The 21,965-nt window shown below is 74.1% G+C and carries 15 protein-coding genes and 1 pseudogene; 11 read left to right on the forward strand and 5 right to left on the reverse strand.

What is annotated here, in order from left to right; translation table 11 throughout:
- Positions 1–374 precede the first annotated feature (374 nt).
- The 9 genes from MCM47_RS13355 (at position 375) to MCM47_RS13395 (ending at position 11,572) form a co-directional block, all read left to right on the forward strand.
- Positions 375–1,610 carry an aminotransferase class V-fold PLP-dependent enzyme gene (locus MCM47_RS13355; RefSeq protein ID WP_238861774.1) on the forward strand — a complete coding sequence of 412 codons (1,236 nt, stop codon included), beginning with the start codon at positions 375–377 and terminating at the stop codon, positions 1,608–1,610.
- Positions 1,611–1,898: 288 nt separating this feature from the next.
- Positions 1,899–3,245, forward strand: coding sequence for a sugar ABC transporter substrate-binding protein (locus MCM47_RS13360; RefSeq protein WP_238861775.1), 1,347 nt, complete (start codon positions 1,899–1,901; stop codon positions 3,243–3,245).
- The gene (locus MCM47_RS13365) at positions 3,242–4,177 is read left to right on the forward strand and encodes a carbohydrate ABC transporter permease (protein ID WP_255752136.1); all 936 of its coding nucleotides are present in this window, start codon (positions 3,242–3,244) and stop codon (positions 4,175–4,177) included. The genes MCM47_RS13360 and MCM47_RS13365 overlap by 4 nt, the downstream gene beginning before the upstream one ends.
- Positions 4,174–5,094: a carbohydrate ABC transporter permease gene (locus tag MCM47_RS13370; RefSeq protein WP_238861776.1), complete on the forward strand. Its 921-nt coding sequence runs from the start codon at positions 4,174–4,176 to the stop codon at positions 5,092–5,094. Before MCM47_RS13365 ends, MCM47_RS13370 begins: the two co-directional genes overlap by 4 nt.
- Positions 5,095–5,096: 2 nt before the next feature.
- Positions 5,097–6,812 carry a glycoside hydrolase family 36 protein gene (locus MCM47_RS13375; protein WP_238861777.1) on the forward strand — a complete coding sequence of 572 codons (1,716 nt, stop codon included), beginning with the start codon at positions 5,097–5,099 and terminating at the stop codon, positions 6,810–6,812.
- A gap of 98 nt (positions 6,813–6,910) precedes the next feature.
- Positions 6,911–7,990, forward strand: coding sequence for a LacI family DNA-binding transcriptional regulator (locus MCM47_RS13380; protein ID WP_238861778.1), 1,080 nt, complete (start codon positions 6,911–6,913; stop codon positions 7,988–7,990).
- A gap of 364 nt (positions 7,991–8,354) precedes the next feature.
- Positions 8,355–9,476: a galactose-1-phosphate uridylyltransferase gene (gene galT, locus MCM47_RS13385; protein WP_238861779.1), complete on the forward strand. Its 1,122-nt coding sequence runs from the start codon at positions 8,355–8,357 to the stop codon at positions 9,474–9,476.
- Complete coding sequence (gene galK / locus MCM47_RS13390; RefSeq protein WP_238861780.1) at positions 9,473–10,606, forward strand: galactokinase; 1,134 nt, start codon at positions 9,473–9,475, stop codon at positions 10,604–10,606. The genes galT and galK overlap by 4 nt, the downstream gene beginning before the upstream one ends.
- A 105-nt stretch (positions 10,607–10,711) precedes the next feature.
- On the forward strand, positions 10,712–11,572 hold the full coding sequence (locus tag MCM47_RS13395; RefSeq protein WP_238861781.1) for a helix-turn-helix domain-containing protein: 861 nt from the start codon (positions 10,712–10,714) through the stop codon (positions 11,570–11,572).
- Positions 11,573–11,679: 107 nt separating this feature from the next.
- On the opposite strand, the gene MCM47_RS13400 is transcribed toward MCM47_RS13395, so the two are convergent.
- A complete protein-coding gene (locus MCM47_RS13400; protein ID WP_238861782.1) occupies positions 11,680–14,004 on the reverse strand; it encodes a M9 family metallopeptidase in 2,325 nt (774 codons plus the stop codon).
- A 455-nt stretch (positions 14,005–14,459) separates the two neighbouring features.
- On the opposite strand from MCM47_RS13400, the gene MCM47_RS13405 reads away from it, so the two are divergent.
- Positions 14,460–15,062: a superoxide dismutase gene (locus MCM47_RS13405; RefSeq protein ID WP_238861783.1), complete on the forward strand. Its 603-nt coding sequence runs from the start codon at positions 14,460–14,462 to the stop codon at positions 15,060–15,062.
- Positions 15,063–15,172: 110 nt separating this feature from the next.
- Here the strand turns inward: MCM47_RS13405 and meaB are convergent, their stop codons facing one another.
- From meaB to MCM47_RS13425, 4 genes are all read right to left on the reverse strand, one after another.
- Positions 15,173–16,171, reverse strand: coding sequence for a methylmalonyl Co-A mutase-associated GTPase MeaB (meaB, locus tag MCM47_RS13410; RefSeq protein ID WP_238861784.1), 999 nt, complete (start codon positions 16,169–16,171; stop codon positions 15,173–15,175).
- A gap of 13 nt (positions 16,172–16,184) precedes the next feature.
- The gene (gene scpA / locus MCM47_RS13415; protein WP_238861785.1) at positions 16,185–18,389 is read right to left on the reverse strand and encodes a methylmalonyl-CoA mutase; all 2,205 of its coding nucleotides are present in this window, start codon (positions 18,387–18,389) and stop codon (positions 16,185–16,187) included.
- A complete protein-coding gene (locus MCM47_RS13420) occupies positions 18,386–20,281 on the reverse strand; it encodes a methylmalonyl-CoA mutase subunit beta (protein WP_238861786.1) in 1,896 nt (631 codons plus the stop codon). The genes scpA and MCM47_RS13420 overlap by 4 nt, the downstream gene beginning before the upstream one ends.
- A 207-nt stretch (positions 20,282–20,488) precedes the next feature.
- Complete coding sequence (locus tag MCM47_RS13425; RefSeq protein ID WP_238861787.1) at positions 20,489–21,436, reverse strand: TIGR01777 family oxidoreductase; 948 nt, start codon at positions 21,434–21,436, stop codon at positions 20,489–20,491.
- Positions 21,437–21,679: 243 nt separating this feature from the next.
- Between MCM47_RS13425 and MCM47_RS13430 the strand changes: the two are divergent.
- Positions 21,680–21,965: pseudogene (locus MCM47_RS13430) on the forward strand (hypothetical protein); the annotation flags it as partial.

Raw genomic sequence — 21,965 nt, forward strand, 5'->3', positions numbered from 1 at the left:
CGTCATATCTGAGGTCCGCCGGGGGAGTGGGGTCCGGGCGGCGGAGCTTCCTGTCCGGTTGAGAGCCGGAGGGGGATGACGCAATGCAACATAGTAATGTGAAATTGCACTGACAAGAGGATGGCGGCCCGTTATCGATTCGTGTCCAGCCGAGTGCTCCACCTCGGCTCGCATGCTCTTGACCGCCCGTCACCCGCCTCGGCGGCCCTCGTCGGGCGCCTCGGCGGACGTCGGTGCGGCGGAGCCCTTTCTGCTGCAGGGGGCTTGACGCCGCCGGTGGTGCGGGCGTTTCCTGTGGGCCAACGCGTTGGAACGTGTTTGGTTCTGGTCTGTTCTGTCAGTTTGAACGTTCAAATCGAAGGGTACGGTGCAGCATGCTGGTGCGGACGACCCTCCCGGTCACCGACTACCTGCGGCAGTTCGACGAGCCTGCGGGCTACCTGGACTTCGCGCGGTTCGGCCCGGTGTCGGCCGGGGTGCTCCAGGTGCTGACCAGGGCGGCCGGGCGGATGCACAGCGGGCACGGCTGGGACACCCTGGCCGAACTGGACGCCGCCACGCTCGACGCCGCCCGGTCGGCGGCCGACCTGCTCGGTGCCCGCCCGGAGGAGATCGCCTTCGTCGGCTCCACCTCGCACGGCCTGTTCGCCGCCGCCCACGCCCTCGCCGGCGCAGCGCCGGCGCCGGGGGCGGGGCAGGGGCCCGGCGCGGGGCCGGGAGCCGATCGGGCGTCAGGATCGCGCCCTGCGGCGGGAGGCGGCGGAGCCTCCGGCGCGGGAGCCGCACCCGGTACCGTCCTGGTCGGCCGGCGGGACTTCCCCGGCGCCGTCTACCCCTGGCTGCGCGCCGCCGACCACGGAGGCCTCGCGGTCCGCCCGATCGACGGCCCGGTCACCGCCGACGCCGTCCGGGCGCACCTGGACGGCACCGTGCGCGCCGTCTCGGTCTGCGCGGTGGACGCGGCGACCGGCTTCCGGGCGCCGCTGGCCGAGATCCGGGAGGTGGTCGGCCCGGACCGGGTGCTGGTCGTGGATGCCGTCCAGGCGCTCGGTGCGGTCGACCTCGACGCCGGCCCCGCGGACGTGCTGGCCTGCGGCGGACAGAAGTGGCTGCGCGCCGGCTGGGGCGCGGCGCTGCTGCTGGTCCGCGACCGGGTCGCCGACCGGCTCCGGCCCGGGCTCTCCGGCTGGTCCGGGGTGGTCGACCCGATCGACGCACCGCACCACCCCCGCCCGCCGCGGCCCGGCGCGGTCGCCCACACCCTCACCAACCCGGACGGGCCGGCCGTCGCCGCGCTCGGCGCGGGGCTCGACCTGGTCCGGTCGGTCGGTCCGGCCCGGCTCGCCGCCCTGGTGGCCGAGGCGCTCGACGGCCTGCTCGACGCCGCCCTGTCCGCCGGTGCCGAGGTGGCGCGGCCGGTCGGCGGCAGCGGGATCGGGCGGCTGCGGCTGCCCGGTGCCGACCCCCGGGCGGTGCACCGCACGCTCACCGACTCCGGCCTGGCCACCACCCTGCGCGGCGGCTGGATCCGGCTCTCCCCGCACGCCTCCACCGGACCGGAGGCGGCCGCGCGGCTCGCCGGGGCGCTGCGCTCCGTCCCCGTGACCTGACCGGCCGCGGCCCGGCGGCCCGGCGGCCCGCCGACCCGTCGACCCGTCGACCCGTCGACCCGCCGGACCGTCCTCCGCCTCCGCCCGTCCCGTACGCCGTCCGACCCGCCCGGTTCCGACCCGCACCGCCCCGAAGCCCTGACGGCCGACGTCCCGCACCCCCGAAGCCCCGCACCTCCGCACCGACCCCCGGCCCGGCGCCTCGTCCCGGCCGTCCGACCCCCGCCCGTGCCGAGGTACCCGTCCCGCGGCCGCAACGGGGGCCGCCACCCCTCAGAGAGGACTGCCATGTCACACCTTTCCCGCCGCGACCTGCTGCGCGCCTCCGGAGCCGGCCTGTTCGCCCTGGCCGCCGGCGGCTCCCTCGCCGCCTGCGGCTCGGGCTCCGACTCCGGTTCCGGCTCCGGCGGCGACGCCGCCACCGGCACCGTCACCGTGTGGTCCTGGACCACCGCGGCCGAGGCCCTGCGCGGCGTCGTCCCGGCCTTCGAGAAGGACAACCCGGGGATCAAGGTGGACGTCCAGGACGTCGGCAACCCGGCGATCTGGGACAAGATCACCGTCGGCCTGGCCGCCGGCGGCCAGGGCCTCGCCGACGTCCTCCACATCGGGTGCGACTACCTCCCCGGCTACCTGGAGAAGTTCCCCGGCGGCCTGGCCGACCTCTCCGCGCTCGGCGCCGACGCCCACAAGGAGAAGTTCTCCAAGGGCCTCTGGCCGGTCGTCACCGGCAAGGACGGCAAGGCCTACGCGCTGCCGTGGGAGGTCAACTCGCTCGGCTTCTTCTACCGCAAGGACTACTTCGACAAGGCCGGCCTCGACCCCAACACCTTCGGCACCTGGGACGACGTGCTCGCCGCCGCGCCGCAGTTCAAGGCGGCCAACCCCGGCGTCTCGCTGATCGCCATCAACAAGCCCGCCGCCCCGGCCGAGGACCTCGACTTCCTGCAGTCGCTGATGCAGCTCCAGGGGTCGTTCTACTTCGACCTCAAGGGCAAGGTGACCATGAGCTCGCCCGAGGCGGTCCGGGCGCTCACCATCATCAAGCGCCTCGACGAGGCCGGCCTGGTCGGGGACGCCGCAGGGGACCACGGCTGGGTCAACCTGCTGAAGGCCGGCAAGGTCGCGGTCTGCCCCAACCCCGCCTGGGCCGTGCACTACCTGGAGACCAAGGTCCCCGACCAGAAGGGCAACTGGCGGCTCGCCAAGCCCCCGGCCGTGGTGACCGGCGGCAAGCGGACCGCGATCGTCAACTCCACCCACCTGGCCGTCGCCGCCTCCAGCCCGCGCCGCGTCGCCGCCTGGCGGTTCGTCGAGTACGCCCTCACCCGGCCGGCCTCGGTCAACAGCATGTTCAACGCCGGCGGGGTCTTCCCCGCGCTCACCGCCGCGTACGCCGACCCGATGTACTCCGCGCCCAGCCCCTTCTACGGCGACCAGCCCGTCCTGAAGACCTTCACCGACCTGCTCGGCGAGGGGGCCGACGCCACCAACTACTCCGGCGACTACGCCCGCGCGCTCAAGCTCGCCAGCGACGCCCAGGTCAAGGTCTTCCTCAAGGGCGGCGACCCGGCGACGGTGCTCCAGGACGCCGCCAAGCAGCTGGCCCAGCAGACCGGCCGCACCATCGCATGACCACCGCCACCCGCCTCGCCGCCCCCGCCGCGACCGCGCCCGCCCCCACCGGCTCCGCCGGCCGGCGGGCCGCCCGCCTGCGCCGCCGGGCCCTGCCCTACCTGCTGCTGGCCCCGGCGCTGATCCTCTTCGGGTTCTTCAAGGCCTACCCGGTCGTCTCCTCCCTGCTGCTCTCGCTGACCACCGGCTCCGGCGCCGCCACCCGCGACGCCGGCCTGGCCAACTACCGCCGGCTGCTGGACGATCCGCTGTTCTGGACGGCCCTGCGCAACACCGCGGAGATCCTGGTGCTGCAGGTGCCGCTGATGCTGGGCCTGGCCCTGCTGCTCGCCGTCGGGATCAACTCGGCGCTGGTCCGCTGGCGCGCGGTCTGGCGGCTCGGCGTCTTCATGCCCGCCGTCACCGGCCTGGTCGCGACCGGCGTCCTGTTCGCCTTCCTGCTGCGCACCGACCACGGCGCCGTCAACTGGCTGCTCGACCTGGTCGGCCTGCCCGCCGTGGACTGGCTCGGCAGCCCGTTCTGGTCCCGGATCGCCATCGTCCTCGTGCTGACCTGGCACTACACCGGCTACAACGCCGTCATCTACCTGGCCGGGCTCCAGGGCATCCCCAAGGAGCTGTACGAGGCCGCGATGGTCGACGGCGCCGGCCCGCTGCGCCGCTTCCGGTCCATCACCGTACCGGCGCTGCGCCCGGTGCTGCTCTTCACCGTGGTGCTCTCGACCATCGGCACCCTGCAGCTGTTCGACGAGCCCTACGTGCTGACCCACGGCGGGCCGGACAACGCCACGCTCACCGTCTCGATGTACCTCTACCAGAACGGCTTCCGCTACTTCGACTTCGGCTACGCCTCCGCCATCGCCTACGCGCTCACGCTGCTGGTGTCGGTGCTCGGCGCGGTCCAGATGCGCCTGATGGGAGAACGCGAATGACCACCGGTCCCACCACGGCGCGCCCCCGCACGCCGGCCCCCCGCACCCCGGGCGGCGCCGCCGCGCCCGTCCCCACCGGCCGGGCCGGCCGCCGCTCCGGCCGGTGGCGCGGGTGGCCGCTCACCTTCCTGCTGGCGGCCGTCGCCGGGCTCTCGGTGGGCCCGTTCTACTGGCTTCTGGTCGCCGCCACCCACAAGGACTCGGAGATCTTCTCCTGGCCGCCCAGCCTGCTCCCGGGCGGCAGCCTCGGGGACAACCTGGACCGCCTCCAGGCCAAGATCGGCGTGGGCCGGGTCCTGCTCAACTCCCTGCTGGTGGCGGGCCTGCAGACGGTCGGCGCACTGATCGTGGCGCTGCTGGCCGGTTACGCCTTCGCCAAGTTCCGCTTCCCCGGCCGTTCCCTCTTCTTCGTCCTGCTGCTCTCCACCCTGGTGGTCCCGGAGCAGGTCATGCTGGTCCCGCTGTTCAAGATGATGCGGAGCTTCGGCCTGCTCGACAGCTACCAGGCGATCGTGCTGCCCGGCCTCTGCGTCCCGTTCGCGATCTTCCTGATGCGCCAGGCGCTCGCCGGGATGCCCGACGAGCTGCTGGACGCGGCCCGGGTCGACGGCGCCGGCGAGTTCCGGGTGCTGTGGAGCGTGGTCGTCCCGGTCATGCGCCCCGTGCTGGCCGCGCTGTCGATCTTCCTCTTCCTGGGGGCGTGGAACCAGTTCGTCTGGCCGCTGATCGCGCTGCGCAGCCCCGAGATGCACACCCTGCCGGTGGCCCTCGCCACCCTCCACGGCGTGGAGTCCTCCACCGACTACGGCGCGATCCTCGCCGGTACCGCGCTCTCCACCGTGCCGATGATGGTCCTCTTCCTGGTCCTCCAGCGGCAGTTCATCTCCGGCCTGCTGGCCGGCGCCACGAAAGGCTGATCATGACCGACATCTGGGAACCGCACGCCCCCGCGGCCGGCGGCGGGCTCCGGCCCCTGGACGCCGACGGCCTCACGCTCTCGGTCAGCGGCGCCGCCACGGCCCGGACCACCGGTGCGGGCGTGGTCGAGGTGACCGCCGACCACGAAGGGGACGTCCGGATCGAGTGGCGCGTCCCCTGCGTGGACGCCACCGCCTTCTGGACGCCCGACACCAAGGCCACCGGCTGGCTGCCCGCGGCCTGGAGCGCGCCGCACCGGGTCACCCTCACCCGCGGCGCCCCGGTGGCCGCCCTGGTCGGCACGGGTGACGTCGCCATCTGCGCCTTCGCCGCCGACCGCGACGACGTGCTGGCCGGCGCCGGTGTGGTCGAGGAGACCGGCGAGTTCCGGTTCTGGGTCCAGGCCACCGGCCGGCTCACCCTCCGGATCGACACCTCCCGCCGCCACTTCGCCCGCTGCCTGGCCGGCATCGCCGGCTGGTGGTGGGCCGACCGCGAGGTGTACGTCCCCGCCGCCGCCCGCCTGCCCGCGTACTCGACCTGGTACTCGCTGCACCAGAACGTCAGCCCCGAGGCGGTGGAGACCCAGGCCGCGCTCGGCAAGGAGCTCGGCCTCGACACGATCATCGTCGACGACGGCTGGATGACCCGCGACCGCACCCGCGGCTACGCCCACTGCGGCGACTGGGAGCCCCTCTCGCTGCCGGACACCGCCGCGCACGTCCGGCGCGTGCACGAGCTCGGCGTCGCGTACCTGCTCTGGTACGCCCTGCCGTTCATCGGCAAGGACAGCGAGGCGTTCGAGGAGCTCGGCGGGTACGCGCTGGCCGACGCCGGCTACATGGGTGCGATCGTCGCCGACCCGCGCTACCCGCAGGTGCGCGAGCACCTCGTCGGCCGGCTCGCCCGCGCCGTCGAGGAGTGGGGCATGGACGGCCTGAAGATCGACTTCATCGACTGGTTCGGCGTCACCGACCCGCCGGAGCCCGGCCCCGAGGCGGACAGCGCCACCGTCGACGAGGGCCTGGTGAAGCTCCTCGCCGAGCTGCGCCGCCGGATCACCGCCGTCCGGCCCGAGGCCATGCTGGAGCACCGCCAGCCCTACGTCAGCCCCGGGCTCTGGCCGTACACCACCATGATCCGCGCCACCGACTGCCCGCTCAGCCCGGGTGAGAACCGGCAGCGCACCGTCGACACCCGGCTGGTGGCCGGGCCGGTCGCGGTCCACGCCGACATGCTGATGTGGCACCCGGAGGAGTCGGCCGAGCAGGTCGCCTGCCACCTGATCAACGTGCTCTTCTCGGTCCCGCAGATCTCGGTGGACCTCGCCGCCCAGACCGCTGAGCAGCGGGCCGCGCTCGCCTTCTGGCTCGGCGTGTTCCGGGAGCACCTCGCCACCCTGCAGCTCGGCGAGCTCCGCCCGGCCCGGCCCGACCTCGGCTACCCGATGGTCACCGCGGCCGGTCCGTCGACCGTCGTGGTGGCCCGGTACGCGCCGCTGCCGGTGCAGCTCGGCGGGCCGCCGTGGCAGACCCTGCTGGTGGCCAACGCCGATCCGGACCAGGACGTCCGGCTGGTCGGCGGTGAGGGGGCGGCCGAGGCCACCGTCCAGGACGCCCAGGGGCGTATCGTCCGGCAGGGCACCGTCGACCTGGCCGGGGACGGGGCCGCCGTCGCGGTTCCGCGCGGTGGCCTGCTGACCCTGCACCGGCTCTGACCGGCGGCCCCGCCGGTTTCGCCGGCCGCCCGACCGGCGGGAAGCCGGGCCGCCCGACCGCCTGACCTCGACCGCCCGATCGACCTTACGGAGGACCCGTGCCCCAGGGAGCGCCCCGACCGCGCCGCGCCGCCGCCACCATCGAGGAGGTCGCGCGCGCGGCCGGGGTCTCCCGGCAGACCGTCTCCAACGCGCTCAACGCCCCGCAGCGGGTGCGGCCGGACACCCTGGCCAGGGTCCGGGCGGCGATCGAGCGGCTCGGCTACCGGCCGGACCAGTCGGCCCGCTCGCTGCGCACCGGGGCCCGCCGCACCCTCGGCTACCTGGCCCCGGTGGACGACCCCTACGACCCCAACCCGCTGATGGCGGGGTTCCTGGAGGCGCTGGTCGACGCCGCCGCGGCCGCGGGGTACCGGCTGCTGCTGTTCCGCCCGGCCCCGGGGACGACGGACGCCCGGCCGGCCATCGACGAGCTGATCGCCGCCCGGCAGGTGGACGGTCTGGTGCTGGCGGACGTGCTGCGCGACGACCCGCGGGTCGGCCACGTCGCCCGGGCCGGAGTCCCTTTCGCCACCTTCGGCCGGACCGGTCCCGGCGAGCCGCAGCACTGGGTGGACATCGACAACGGCGCCGCGACCGCCGGTGTCGTCCGGCACCTGGCCGACCGCGGCCACCGCCGGATCGCCTTCGCCGGCCCGGCGGGGGAGGCGCTGCCGTGGATGGCCGCCCGCCGGGCCGGCTTCGCCGCGGAGGCGACGCGGCTCGGGCTCACGGCCCTACTGCCCGGGGCCGTACCGCCCGGGGCCGCCTTGCCCGCTGCCGGGCGAACCGCGGCGGCTGCCGCCTCCGGGCCCGGGGTGGCGCAGGTCCGGGCGTTGCTGCAGGGCCCCGACCGGCCGACCGCGGTGGCCGCCGGCAGCGACCTGGCCGCCCTCGCCGTGTACGAGGCGGTCCGCGCCGAGGGTCTGGTCGTCGGCCGGGACGTCGCGGTGGTGGGCTTCCACGACACGCCGCTCTGCCGGCACCTGCACCCGGCGCTGAGCTCGGTGCGGCTGCCGCTGAGGGCGATCGCGGCCGGGTTGGTCGGGCTGCTGCTGGCGCAGATCCGCGGCGAGACCGTACGGGGGGAGGGGCTGGTCCTGCAGACGGAGCTGGTGGTGCGCGCGAGTTCGGGCTGACCGGTACGGACGCAGGACGGACACGGCGGTGTCCGGCTCCGCGCGGTGCACCGCTGCGCGGAGCCGCCGGGCACCTGAGAGGACACCCCGCCGGTTCGGCGGGGGAGCGGCCGGGCTGCTTGGGGCGCCCGGCCGGGCCGGGGTCGCGCGGGTGGGGTGCGGCCGCGGCGGGGGCGGCGTGGACGGGTGGGGCCCGTGCGCGCCGCCCTCTGGCGTTCCCCCTGCACCGCCGCGCGCCGGCGACCGACCGCCAGCGACCGGCCACCGCCCGCACCGACAGCAGGCAGGTCCTTCCTCTGATGCCGTCCTGTTGGTTAATGTTCGATATTGTTTGTTCGTGTGGCAGTGGGAGGAGGAGTCGCGGATGGTGCCGACAGAAGCCGGACCGACGACCAGGACGGTGGTCGCGCTGGCGGACGGCCGGGAGTTGATCTACTTCGACCGGGGGGAGGCGGCCGGGCGCGACGCCGTCGACAAGCGCCCGCTGGAGCCCGGTCGGTCGGCCTCGCAGGTCCGCCGCGACCCGCTCACCGGGGCCTGGGTGACCATCGCCGCGCACCGCCAGGTCCGCACCTACCACCCGCCGGCGGACGAGTGCCCGCTCTGCCCGTCGCGCGACGGCCGGCTGAGCGAGATCCCGGCCGAGGACTACCAGGTGGCCGTCTTCGAGAACCGCTTCCCCTCCCTGGCCGGCGACGCCGGCGGCGAGGCGGCGCCACCGGACGGCGACCCGCTGCGCCTCGCGCGCCCGGGCGTCGGCCGCTGCGAGGTGGTCTGCTTCACCGCCGACCACGGCGCCTCCTTCGCCGCTCTCGACGAGGACCGTGCCCGGCTGGTGCTGGACGCCTGGACCGACCGCACGGCCGAGCTCTCCGCCCGCCCCGACGTCGAGCAGGTCTACGTGTTCGAGAACCGCGGTGCCGAGATCGGCGTCACCCTGGCCCACCCGCACGGCCAGATCTACGCGCTGCCGTTCACCACCCCGCGCACCGCCCGGACGATCGAGCAGGCCGCCCGCCACCGCGCCGCCACCGGCCGCAACCTCTTCGAGGACCTGCTGGCCGCCGAACGGGCCGACCCCGTCCGGGTGGTGGCCTCCGGCGAGCACTGGACCGCCTTCGTCCCGTTCGCCGCCCGCTGGCCCTACGAGGTGCACCTCTATCCGCACCGCCGCGTCCCCGACCTCACCCGCCTGGACGAGGCCGAGCGCGCCGAGCTGCCCGGCCTCCTCCTCGACCTGTTGCGCCGCTTCGACCGGCTCTTCGGCAGCGCCGAGGCCCCCGTCCGCGCCCCGTACATCGCGGCCTGGCACCAGGCGCCCGCCACCGGCGGCGAGGAACTCGCCCTGCACCTGGAGCTGTTCACGATCCGCCGCACCACCGACAAGCTCAAGTACCTGGCCGGGACGGAATCCGGCATGGAGGCCTTCATGAACGACGTCGCCCCCGAGTACGCCGCCGAGCGGCTGCGCGAGGTGGCCGGATGAGCGCCGCCGTCTTCCGCGGGCTGTTCGGCCACGACCCCGAGGGGGAGTGGGCCGCGCCCGGCCGGGTCAACCTGATCGGCGAGCACACCGACTACAACGACGGCTTCTCGCTCCCGATCGCCCTGGAGCAGACCGTCCGGGCCTGGGCGCGCCGCCGTGACGACGGCCTGCTCAGGCTCGCCAGCACCCGGACGCCGGGCCGGGTCGTCGAACTGGACGTCGCCGCCCTCGTCCCGGGCGGCGACGAGGGCTGGGCGGCCTACCCGGCCGGCGTCGTCTGGGCGCTGCGCCGGGCCGGCCACGCCGTCGGCGGCGCGGACGTGCTGATCGACAGCGACGTGCCGGCCGGCGCCGGCCTCTCCTCCTCCGCCGCCCTCGAGTGCGCCGTCGCCACGGCCTACGCGGACCTGCACGGCCTCGCCCTCGGACCCAGGGAACTGGCGCTGCTCGCCCAGCGGGCCGAGAACGAGTTCGTCGGCGTCCCCTGCGGGGTGATGGACCAGATGGCCTCGATGTGCTGCCGGGCCGGCAGCGCCCTCCACCTCGACGCCCGCGACCTCGCCACCCGCGACATCCCGTTCGACCCGGGCGCGGCCGGGCTGGTGCTGCTGGTCGTCGACACCCGGGTCCACCACGACCTCGGGGACGGCGCCTACGCCGCGCTGCGGACCGGCTGCGAACGGGCCGCCGCCCTGCTCGGCCTGCCCGCCCTGCGCGACCTCGCCCCGGCGGACCTGGACGCCGCCCTCGGCCGCCTGCCGGCCGAACTGCGGCCGCTGGTGCGCCACGTGGTCACCGAGGACGAGCGCGTCCGGCAGGCGGTGGACGTGCTGGAGAAGGATCCGGCGGCCCTCGGCCCGATCCTCACCGCGGGCCACGCCTCGCTGCGCGACGACTACCGGGTCTCCTGCGCCGAGACCGACCTGGTCGTCACCACGGCCGTCGCGGCCGGAGCGCTCGGCGCCCGGATGACCGGCGGGGGCTTCGGCGGCTCGGTGGTCGTCCTGGTCGAGCAGGGCGCCGCCGCCGGGGTGGCCGAGGCGGTCACGGCGGCCTTCGCCGCCGCCGGCCACACCGCGCCCGGGATCCACACCGCCACCCCGTCCCGCGGCGCGCACCGGGTCCGCTGAGTACGGCCGGGGCCGGCCGGACCGGTCCCGGCCCGGCCGGCCACCCGGCTGCCTGGTCCTGACAGGGCCAGGCAGCCGCACGGCGCCGTGCGGGAGACTGGCCGGGTGAGCGCTTCGAACACCCTCAGCGAGTTCCTCCGGACCCGGCGCGCCCGGCTCCGCCCCGAGGACGTCGACCTGCCGGAATTCGGCGGCCGCCGCCGGGTGGCCGGCCTGCGCCGGGAGGAGCTCGCCCAGCTCGCCGGGGTGAGCGTCGACTACTACACCAGGCTGGAACAGGGCCGCGTCGGCAACCCGTCCGACGCCGTCCTCGACGCCGTCGCCCGCAGCCTGCGGCTCGACCCCGACGAGGCCCGGCACCTGCACCGGCTGGCCCGTCCCCGTCCGGCCGGCCGCGCCGCGGCCGAGCCGCCGGCGCCGCGCGGCCCGCAGCCGGTCCGGCCGATGCTCGCCCGTCTGCTGGAGCAGCTCCACGACACCCCCGCCATGGTGATGGGCCGCCGGATGGACGTCCTGGCCTGGAACCCGGCCGCCACGGCGCTGTTCGGCGACTACGCCGCGCTCGCCCCCGCCGAGCGGAACATCGCCAGGATCACCTTCCTCGACCCCGCCTCGCGCGAGCTCTACGCGGACTGGGCCGCCTGCGCGCGGGAGAACGTGGCCTTCCTCCACCTGGAGGCCGGCCGCCGGCCCGAGGACCGCAGGCTGGCCGCGCTGATCGGCGAACTCTCCATGCGCAGCGAGGAGTTCCGCCGCTGGTGGGCCGAGCACCCGGTGCGGGACAAGACGTCCGGCCGCAAGTGCTTCCACCACCCGCTGGTCGGCCGGCTCGACCTCGCCTACGACACCCTGCGTCCGACCGACGACCCAGACCAGGCCCTGATCACCTACGCCGCGGACCCGGGCAGCCCGTCCGACGACGCCCTGCGGATGCTCCTCACCTGGGCGGCCACCCCGGTCGGCTGACGGACCGGTCCCGCTGCGTGGCGCGCGGGGACGACGGAGGGCCCCGCCGTACGGCGGGGCCCTCCTGGTCCGGTGCGCGGCGCCCGCGTGGTGCGGGGCGCTCCCGGCTACTGGTACTGCGTGGTGACGGTGACGCCGCTGAAGTCCTGCTGCCCGGCGGCGAGGCTGAAGTAGACCCAGCCGGCCGGCGGGTTGCTGATGGTCAGCGTCTCGTTGTTGCCGGCGTTGGTGGACTTCGCCAGGTAGTTGCCGGTGGTGGCCCAGCTGCCGCCGCCGTAGTACAGGTCGGCGTTGCCGGTGCCGCCGCTGCTGGTGATGGTCAGCTGCTTGACGCCCGCCGGCAGGTTCAGGAAGTGGTAGCTGTAGTTGCCGGCGGTGGCCGAGAGGTTGTCCCGCCGGCAGTTGTTGTCGAACTGCCGGGTGTCGGCGATCGTGCAGACCGGGGTGGTCGGGGCGACCGGGGCGTCCGGCAGCGGGCCGCAGTCGTTGCCGGCGCAGGCGCTCAGCCAGGCGTCGAAGCCGGCGTCGTAGCGGGTGCCGATGGTCTGCTTCAGGATGGCGCGGGCGCCGTTCCAGTCACCCGTGCGGTACTTGGCGAGCACGGCGTCCATGTCGGCGCGGTGCTGCTGCAGCATGTAGCGGGTGGCCAGCCAGCCCCAGCGGTAGACACGCACGGAGTTGACGGTGGCGTCGCCGGTCTGGTCGTAGACGGTGTCGAACAGCTCGCTGAGCTTGTAGGTCTTCTTCGCCGCCTCGGTGATCGCGTCGGCGTTGCGCTCGTTGCGGTAGCCGTAGGAGATGTTCTCCGCGATGCCCTCGACCCACCAGATGGTCGGGGTGACGATGCCGGCGTCGAAGTCGCCGTACATGTTGTAGCGGCCGTCGAGGTAGTGGGTGTACTCGTGGTTCAGGTTCCAGATCGAGAACGACGGCCGCAGCCAGGACGCCTCGTGGGCGATGAAGCGGGCCTGGTTGCCCGGCTTGGACGGGTCGCCCTCCTCGTACATGCCGCCGTTGTCGACGTCGATGTTGTAGAAGGCCCAGGCGTACAGCGAGTACTGGTCGTAGTCGTCGAAGACGACGACCTCCAGGTTGGTGTTCACGTCGCCGGGGATGGCGCCCTTGTCACCGATGATCCGGTGGAAGTAGGCGTCCTGGTTGATCAGGCTGGTGCAGGTGGTGGCGAGCTGCGCGGGCGACATGTCCTGCGCCTTGATCCTCAGACCGTCGTTGCAGGTCTGCTGGATCGGCAGGACCACCGGGATGAGGCGGGTGCCCAGGTCGCAGATGCCGTAGTCGGCGCAGTGGTTCTTGTCGAACTCACGGGTGGCCCAGCCCAGGTTCATGGTGATCGGGGCGGTGGGGCCCGTGTTCGGGTAGCGGTTGATCAGGTCCTTCAGCATCGGCCGCAGCTGGGTCTGCAGCTCGGGGACCTGCAGCGCGTAGCCGAGGTAGCGGCCGATGTTGCTGACGACGTCCCAGCGGTTCAGCAGCGAGTCGTTGCGGGTGATGAAGCCGGACCAGGAGGTGAGGATGCCGGTGTCGGCCTTGAGCGCGGCCTTCCAGCCGGTGCCGTCGTTCGTGGACGCGAAGCCGTCCTTGAGGACCCAGTCGAACTCGGCCACGGTGGCCGTCATCCGCTCGGGCCAGGTACCCGTGTAGTGGTCGAGCAGCCACTTGAAGAAGCCGGCGTAGCGGCCCAGGGTGTCGGTCTGGCCGATCACCTTCACGACCTCGACCAGGAGCTCGCCGTTGGCGGTGGTGGCGTCCTTGCTGTGCGCGTTGGCGAAGAAGGCGTCCAGCGCGCCACGGGTGGCGGCGGCCAGGGTCGGGCTGTAGCTGCCGACGGCGCCGGGGTTGATCGACTGCTGGTAGTAACCCGCCCGCAGGAAGAGGACCAGCTGACCGACGGCCGTGCCGTTGTCGCCCGGGTAGGCCGGGGAGGCGTCGCGCAGCGCGTTGGCGACGGTCACCATGTTGGACTCGCGGAACGCGGTCGCGGCGGTGTTCGCGTCGACGTTGAACAGCGGGTAGGTGCAGTCGACCCGCGGCAGCGCCTTGAGCTGCTGCACCAGCGCGCCGCCGGTGGCGTTGATCACGCCGGACAGGTCCGGACACGGGTCCCCGGCGGCGGCCGAGAACTGCTTGGCGGCCTTGACGGGGGCGGTGGCCGGGGCGGCCGGCGGGGCGTGCTCCTCGGTGCTGTCCTGCGCGGAGATCTTGAAGGGGCTGTTGCTCCTGGCGTCGGGCGACTTGGGCACCGGGATCGACCGCGGGGCGGCGGCGCCGGTGGCGCTGGTGTTCGCCGGGGCCGCGGTGCTGGCCGGGGCGGCCTGGCTCGCCGGGGCGAAGAGGCCGAGCGCGATGAAGAAGGCCGCGCCGAGCGCAGGGAGCCTGCGCGCGTTGGCCTTGGATATCCGGAAGGGACGCATCTGTGGGGGCCTCCGGGGCCGTTCGGGGCCGCGGAATGGGGCGCGGCCTCTCGATGTGTGACATGTAAAATGTCACACCCGCGCCACGGCGGGAAGCCCCCCGCGGAGATTGCCGCGCGCCGCAACCGAAACGTTGTCAGGGATCCCCCGTCCCACTGCCCGAAGCGGGGTGATTCGGGCGCATGGCCTCCGCCCGACCCGCCGCCGCTCCTGCAAGCTGCCGACGGCCCGCTCCGCCTGACGGGTCGTGAGGCCCGGCCGTGCGTGGCGTACGACGGCGTGTGACGTCCGAGGGCGTGTCCAGTTCGACGGCGTGTGAGCTCGACGGCGTGTGAGTTCGACGGCGTGTGAGGAATAAGCAGGAGCCCATACTTCGTTCTTGCAACTCATACGCAATAGTGTGGTGCCGGCACGATCACCACCCGTCGAACCCGCCGAAAGGGGCTTGTCCCACCATGGGCACCTACTCGCTTCCCGACCTGCCGTACGACTACTCCGCGCTGGAGCGGGCGATGTCCGCCGAGATCCTGGAGCTGCACCACTCCAAGCACCACGCGGCCTACGTCAAGGGCGCCAACGACACCCTGGAGCAGCTCGCCGAGGCGCGCGACAAGGAGCAGTTCGGCGGCCTGGTCGGCCTGCAGAAGACCTTCGCCTTCCACCTGTCCGGCCACGTGCTGCACTCGCTGTTCTGGCAGAACCTCTCGCCCGAGGGCGGCGACCGCCCCGAGGGCGAGCTGGCCGACGCCATCACCGAGCACTTCGGCAGCTTCGAGGCCTTCAAGAAGCAGCTCACCAACGCCACCACGGGCGTCCAGGGCTCCGGCTGGGGGATCCTCTCCTGGGAGCCGCTGGGCCGGCGTCTGATCGTCGAGCAGGTCTACGACCACCACGGCAACGTGGGTCAGAACACCACCCCGCTGCTCGCCTTCGACGCCTGGGAGCACGCCTACTACCTGCAGTACCGCAACGTCCGCCCCGACTACGTCACCCGCCTCTGGGACGTCGTCAACTGGCAGGACGTCTCGGAGCGCTTCGCGGCCGTCAGGTCCGCCTGACCGCCTGACCGCCTGACCGCCTGACCACGCGGCCGCCGGCCGCGACGCGAGGACCCCGGACCGCTCACCGGTCCGGGGTCCTTCCCTCCGGTGGTTCCGCCCGGGCGGGTTCACCCGGCCGGGGGGCCGAAGAAGCCCTCCAGGATGCGCTGCGCGGCCAGGCCGGGGGGCAGCGAGCCGGCGCGCACCTGCTGTTCCAACTCGGGGGCGAGGCGCCGGACCTCCGGGTGCTCGTGCAGGCGGGCGTAGAGCTGGTCGTGGACCATGGCCCAGGTCCACTCGACCTGCTGGTCCCGGCGCTTGGCCTGGAGCGCGCCGGTGGCGTCGAGGACCTTGCGGTGCTGCTGGATGCGCTCCCACAGCACGTCGAGGCCGGCGCCGTCGCGGCCGCTGCAGGTCAGCACCGGCGGCGTCCACGGCGCGTCCGGCGCCTGCAACAGCCGCAGGGCACCGGCGAGTTCGCGGGCGGCTGCCTTGGCGTCGGTCTCGTGGGGGCCGTCCGCCTTGTTGACGGCGATGACGTCCGCGAGCTCCAGCACGCCCTTCTTGATGCCCTGCAGCTGGTCGCCGGTGCGGGCCAGACTGAGCAGCAGGAAGGTGTCGACCATCCCCGCCACCGTCGTCTCCGACTGCCCGACGCCGACCGTCTCGATCAGGACGACGTCGTAGCCGGCCGCCTCCATCACCACCATGGACTCCCGGGTGGCCTTGGCGACCCCGCCGAGCGTCCCGGAGGTGGGGGAGGGGCGGACGAAGGCGTTCCGGTCGACGGCCAGGCGCTCCATCCTCGTCTTGTCGCCCAGGATGGAGCCGCCGGTGCGGCTGGAGGTCGGGTCGACGGCCAGGACCGCCACCCGGTGGCCCAGCCCGGTGAGCATCGTGCCGAAGGAGTCGATGAAGGTCGACTTGCCGACGCCCGGAACGCCGGTGATGCCCACCCGGAGGGCACCGCCCGCATGCGGCAGCAGCCGCCGGAGCAACTGCTGCGCCAGCGCGCGGTGGTCGGGCCGGGTGGACTCGACGAGGGTGACGGCCCGCGCGATCCAGGCGCGCGAGCCGTCCAGGACGCCCGTCGCGTAGCTGTCGAGGTCGATCGTCCGCGGTGGCATGACGGTCAGCGGCTCACAGCTCGTGGCCGAGGTCGGCCGCCAGCGACTTCAGCAGGTCGTAGGCGGCGTCCGGGATCACCGTGCCGGGCGGGAAGACCGCCGCGGCGCCCGCCTCGTACAGCGCGTCGAAGTCCTGCGGGGGGATCACCCCGCCGACCACGATGGTGATGTCGTCCCGGCCGGCCTCGGCCAGTTCGGCGCGCAGCGCCGGCACCAGGGTGAGGTGCCCGGCGGCCAGCGAGGAGACGCCGACGATGTGCACGTCCGCCTCGACGGCCTGGCGGGCCACCTCCGCCGGGGTCTGGAACAGCGGGCCGACGTCCACCGTGAAACCGAGGTCGGCGAAGGCGGTGGCGATCACCTTCTGGCCGCGGTCGTGGCCGTCCTGGCCCATCTTGGCGACCAGGATGCGCGGACGGCGGCCCTCGGCCTGCTCGAACCGCTCGACCAGGTCCCGGGTGCGCTGGAGGGGGGCCGACTGGCCCGCTTCGTCTCGGTACACACCGGAGATCGTACGGATCTGGCCCGAATGGCGGCCGTACACCTTCTCCAGGGCGTCCGAGATCTCCCCGACGGTGGCCTTGGCCCGGGCCGCGCCGACGGCCAGGTGCAGCAGGTTGCCGTCCAGCGCGCCGCCGCGCTGCGGGCCTGCCTCGGCGGCCCGGGTCAGGGCGTGCAGGGCGGCCTGGGTCGCGGCCTCGTCGCGCTCGTCGCGCAGGCGGCGCAGCTTCTCGATCTGGCGCGCCCGCACCGAGGAGTTGTCGACCTTGAGCACGTCGATCTGCTCGTCGCTCTCCACCCGGTACTTGTTGACGCCGATCACCGGCTGGCGGCCGGAGTCGATTCGGGCCTGGGTCCGCGCGGCGGCCTCCTCGACCCGCAGCTTGGGGATGCCGGCGTCGATCGCCTTGGCCATGCCGCCGGCCGCCTCCACCTCCTGGATGTGCTGCCAGGCGCGGTTGGCCAGGTCGTGGGTGAGCTTCTCGACGTACGCGGAGCCGCCCCACGGGTCGATGACCCGGCAGGTGCCGGACTCCTGCTGGAGCAGCAGCTGGGTGTTGCGGGCGATCCGGGCCGAGAAGTCGGTCGGCAGCGCGAGCGCCTCGTCCAGCGCGTTGGTGTGCAGCGACTGGGTGTGGCCCTGGGTGGCCGCCATCGCCTCCACGCAGGTGCGGGTGACGTTGTTGAACACGTCCTGCGCGGTGAGCGACCAGCCGGAGGTCTGCGAATGGGTGCGCAGCGACAGCGACTTGGCGTTCTTCGGGTCGAACTGCTTGACCAGCTTGGCCCAGAGCAGCCGGGCCGCGCGGAGCTTGGCGACCTCCATGAAGAAGTTCATCCCGATCGCCCAGAAGAACGACAGGCGCGGCGCGAAGGCGTCCACGTCCAGCCCCACGTCCAGACCCGCCCGCAGGTACTCCACCCCGTCGGCCAGCGTGTACGCCAGCTCCAGGTCGGCCGTGGCCCCGGCCTCCTGGATGTGGTAGCCGGAGATGGAGATGGAGTTGTACCGCGGCATCTTCTGCGAGGTGTACGCGAAGATGTCCGAGATGATCCGCATCGACGGCTGCGGCGGGTAGATGTAGGTGTTGCGGACCATGAACTCCTTGAGGATGTCGTTCTGGATGGTCCCCGCCAGCTTCTCGGGCGGCACCCCCTGCTCCTCGGCGGCCACGATGTAGAGCGCCAGGACCGGCAGCACCGCGCCGTTCATGGTCATCGACACCGACATCCGGTCCAGCGGGATGCCGTCGAAGAGCTGGCGCATGTCGTAGATGGAGTCGATCGCCACGCCGGCCATGCCGACGTCGCCGGTGACGCGCGGGTGGTCGCTGTCGTAGCCGCGGTGGGTCGGCAGGTCGAAGGCGACCGAGAGGCCCTTCTGGCCGGCCGCCAGGTTGCGGCGGTAGAAGGCGTTGGACTCCTCGGCGGTGGAGAAGCCGGCGTACTGCCGGACCGTCCACGGCTGGTTCACGTACATGGTCGGGTACGGCCCGCGCAGGTACGGGGCGATGCCCGGGTAGGTGCCCAGGAAGTCGAGGCCGGCCAGGTCGTCCGCGGTGTACAGCGGCTTGACGCCGATGCCCTCGGGGGTGTCCCAGACCAGCTCGTCGACGTCCTTGCCGGTGGCCTGCCGCCAGGCGGCGCGCCACTGGCCGTCGGTGACGCCCGCGGAGCCGTCCCGGTCCAGCCCGATGCCGGTGAAGTCGGGAATCATCGTGCCACTCCGCTTTCGTCGGTGATCAGGTCGAGGAGGCCGGTCAGGGTCGCCACGGCGTCGCCGCCGGCGAAGACGAACGCGTCCACCCCGGCGTCCTGGAGGGCCTCGCGCCGGTCGCCCGGCCGGCCGGCCAGCAGCACCTGCCGTGCCCCGACGGCCTTCAGGGCGGCCGCGACGGCCGCGGCGTGCTCGCCGTACAGCTGGTCGCTGGAGCAGAGGCAGGCGACCGGCGCGCCGGAGGCGGCGAAGGCCTCGGCGAACGCGGCCGGGTCCGTGCCCTCCACCGAGGCGGTGGCGATGCCGCCGGCCTGGAACAGGTTGGCGGCGAAGGTGGTCCGTGCGGTGTGCGCGGCGGCGCCGCCGATCGAGGCGAGGAACAGCTTCGGGCGCTCCCCGGTGGCCGCCAGGTGGGCGTCCGAGCGGGCGCGCAGCCGCTCGTAGGCCTCGGCGCGCCGGACCCGCGGCAGCCCGCCGGCGGGCCCGGCCGGGGCCGGCTCGCGCACCGGGGACTGCTCGTCCAGGTTCGGGAACTCGCTGACGCCGGTGATCGGCTCCCGCCGCTTGGCGAGCTTCGTGGAGCGCTCCGCCCAGGTGGCGGCGATCCGCTCGCCGACCAGCCCTGAGCCCAGCGCGGCCCGCTGGCCGCCGGCCCGCTCGATCTCCTGGAACCAGGCCCAGGCGGCGTGTGCCAGCTCGTCGGTCAGCTGCTCGACGTACCAGGAGCCGCCGGCCGGGTCGACCACGCGGGCCAGGTGCGACTCCTCCAGCAGGATCGCCTGGGTGTTGCGGGCGATCCGGCGGGCGAAGGCGTCCGGCAGGCCCAGCTCGCTGTCGAACGGCAGGACGGTCACCGCGTCCGCGCCGCCCACGCCGGCGGCCAGGCAGGCCACCGTGGTGCGCAGCATGTTCACCCACGGGTCGCGCGCGGTCATCATCACGGGGGAGGTGACGGCGTGCTGACGCTGTGCCGAGGCCTGCGGCTCGGCGCCCGACACCTCGGCCACCCGGGCCCAGAGCCGGCGCGCGGCCCGGAACTTCGCGATCGTCAGGAACTGGTCGGCGTCGGCCGCGTAGCGGAACTCCAGCTGGCCCAGGGCGGTGTCCACCGGGAGCCCGGCGGCGGTGAGCGCGCGCAGGTAGGCGACCCCGGTGGCCAGCGAGCAGCCCAGCTCCTGCACCGGGGAGGCGCCGGCCTCGTGGTAGGGCAGGGCGTCGACGGTCAGCGCCCGCAGGCCCGGGTAGCCGTCGGCGCAGCGGGCGGCGAGCGCGGCGGCCTCGGCGAGCAGTGCCTCGGTGCGCCCGGCCTCGCCGGTGCGGGCCTCCAGGCCCAGCGGGTCGGCGCCGAGGCTGCCGGCGGCGGCTCCGGGGGAGACCTCGCGCTCCTGGTAGAGCTTGAACAACTGCTCGGCGGCCTCGACGAATTCGGCGCCCGCGTCGAGGGTGACGCCGGCCAGGTCGAGGTAGACGCCGGTGAGCGCCTCGGGCAGTGCCGTGATCGGCAGGGCGTCCCCGCCCAGCTCCAGCCAGAGCGAGCTGCCGCCGTTCTCCAGGTCGGCGAGGACCGCCTCGTTGGTGCGGCGCGCGTCGGGGTCCGCGTGGCGCTGGCGCACGTCCCAGCCGGACACCGCCGCGCCCTGCGCCCGGCCGCCGCGGACGAACGGCGGGAAGCCGGGGTAGCCGGGCTCGGGGGCGGAGTCCTCGGCCGTGTACAGCGGGCGGGCGTGCAGCCCGTCCTGGAGTGCGGTGGTGAGCGCGTGCTCGGCCGCTTCGCCGTCCGCGGGCTGCGCACCCGACTTGCGCAGCACGCCCTCGACGAGGTGCTGCCACTGCTCACGATGTGCGGCCGGGAACTCGGCGGCCAGGGGGAGCCCTTCGGGCGGGACCGTCATGTCCGGCAGGTTAGCGCCCGTCGGCGGCGGCGCAGCAGAGGCAGCGGGTGTGACCTTGCACTCTCTCTGCAATCGGTTGCACTGCCGGCCGCTCGCGGTGACACCGCTGCCGGTGAAGGACGGCTCGCGGTGAAGGACCGCTCCCGGTGAAGCCGCTGGAGTGAAGCCGCTGGAGTGAACCCGCTCGGCGGAGGCGGGCCGCTCGGGTCAGGCCTGGCGCCGGCGCCGGCGCCAGGCCAGGTCGGCGGCGGCGGCCGGCCACTGCGGGTGCTCGAACCCGAACCCGGCCTCCTGCAGCCGCCCGGGCACCACGGCGCGGCTCTTCAGCAGCAGCTCGGTGTCCGAGCGCAGGGCGAACGCGCCGAGCTCGGCCATCCAGCGGGTGGCCGGCAGGCCCACCGGGATCCCCCAGGCGCGCCTGATCGCCTGCATGAACGCGCGCTGCGCCACCGGGTGCGGCGAGGCGAGGTTGACCGGGCCGGAGAGCTCCTCCCGGTCGAGCAGGAACCGTACGGCGCGCACCAGGTCCCGGTCGTGGATCCAGGACATGTACTGCGAGCCGCCGCCGATCGGGCCGCCCAGCCCGCAGCGCGCCAGCCGCAGCATCATGTCGAAGGCGCCGCCGCGGTCGGGGCTCATCACCATCGCGCAGCGCAGCGCGACCTTGCGGGTCTGCGGCGTGGGGGAGAGCTCCTGCGCGCGCTCCCAGGCCTTGGCGATGTCGACGCTGAAGTCCCAGTACCGCGGCACGTCGGGCTCTCCGCCGCCGAGGACGCCGCTCGCCTCGTCGTGCGGTGCGCCGAAGTGGTGGGCGTAGATGGTGGCGGTGCTCATCTGCAGCCAGACCCGCGGCGGGCGCTTCGCGGCGGCGACCGCCTCGCCGACGACCCGGGCGGAGTCCACCCGGGAGTGCAGCATCGCGCGCTGGTTGGCATCGGTGTAGCGGCAGTTGACGCTGCGCCCGGCGAGGTTGACCACCGCGTCGGCGCCGTCGAGGGCCTCGGCCCAGCGGCCGAGGGTGCGGCCGTCCCAGTAGAGCTCGCGGTCGGCGCGCGGCCGGCGGGTCAGGACCAGGACCTCGTGGCCCTCGGCGGTCAGCGCGCGGTCCAGGATCCGGCCGATCTGCCCGGTTCCACCGGGTATGACGATGCGCATCGAGTCCCCCTCTCGTGGTGTCGGTCCGAGCGTAGGGCATAAATGAACGTGTTCAAAACTGGTCCCGTCCTGGGGGCGGCGGCCCCGGTCGGCGAGCGGACCCGTTTTGCGCGGCGTCGCCGTTCGCACTAGGTTTCGACGCCGTCGGCGCGGGGGGCCGCAGCGGAGCCGATCAGGGGTCAGGCGGCCGGTGGCCCCGCCGGGCCGGCGGACGACGCCACCTCGGGGGAAGGAAGCAGCACCTTGCGCACCAGCCGCACTGCCCGCACCAGCCGCACTGCCCGCACCGACCGGACCGCTCGCGCCGACCGGACCGCTCGGACCGCTCGCGCCGACCGCACCGCCGGAACGGTGACGTCCGCCCTGGCCGTGATCGCCTGCCTCGGCGCGCTGAGCGCCTGCGGGCCGGACGACGGCGGTGACCAGGCCGCCGCGCCGAGCAGGTCCGCGAGCCCGGCCGCGACCGCCCCGGCCGGCGGAACGGGCACCGGCACCGCCGCGCCGCAGCCGTCGGGCGGCGCCGCCAGGC

The sequence above is a fragment of the Kitasatospora sp. A2-31 genome, from assembly GCF_022288725.1.
Taxonomy (GTDB): Bacteria; Actinomycetota; Actinomycetes; order Streptomycetales; family Streptomycetaceae; genus Kitasatospora.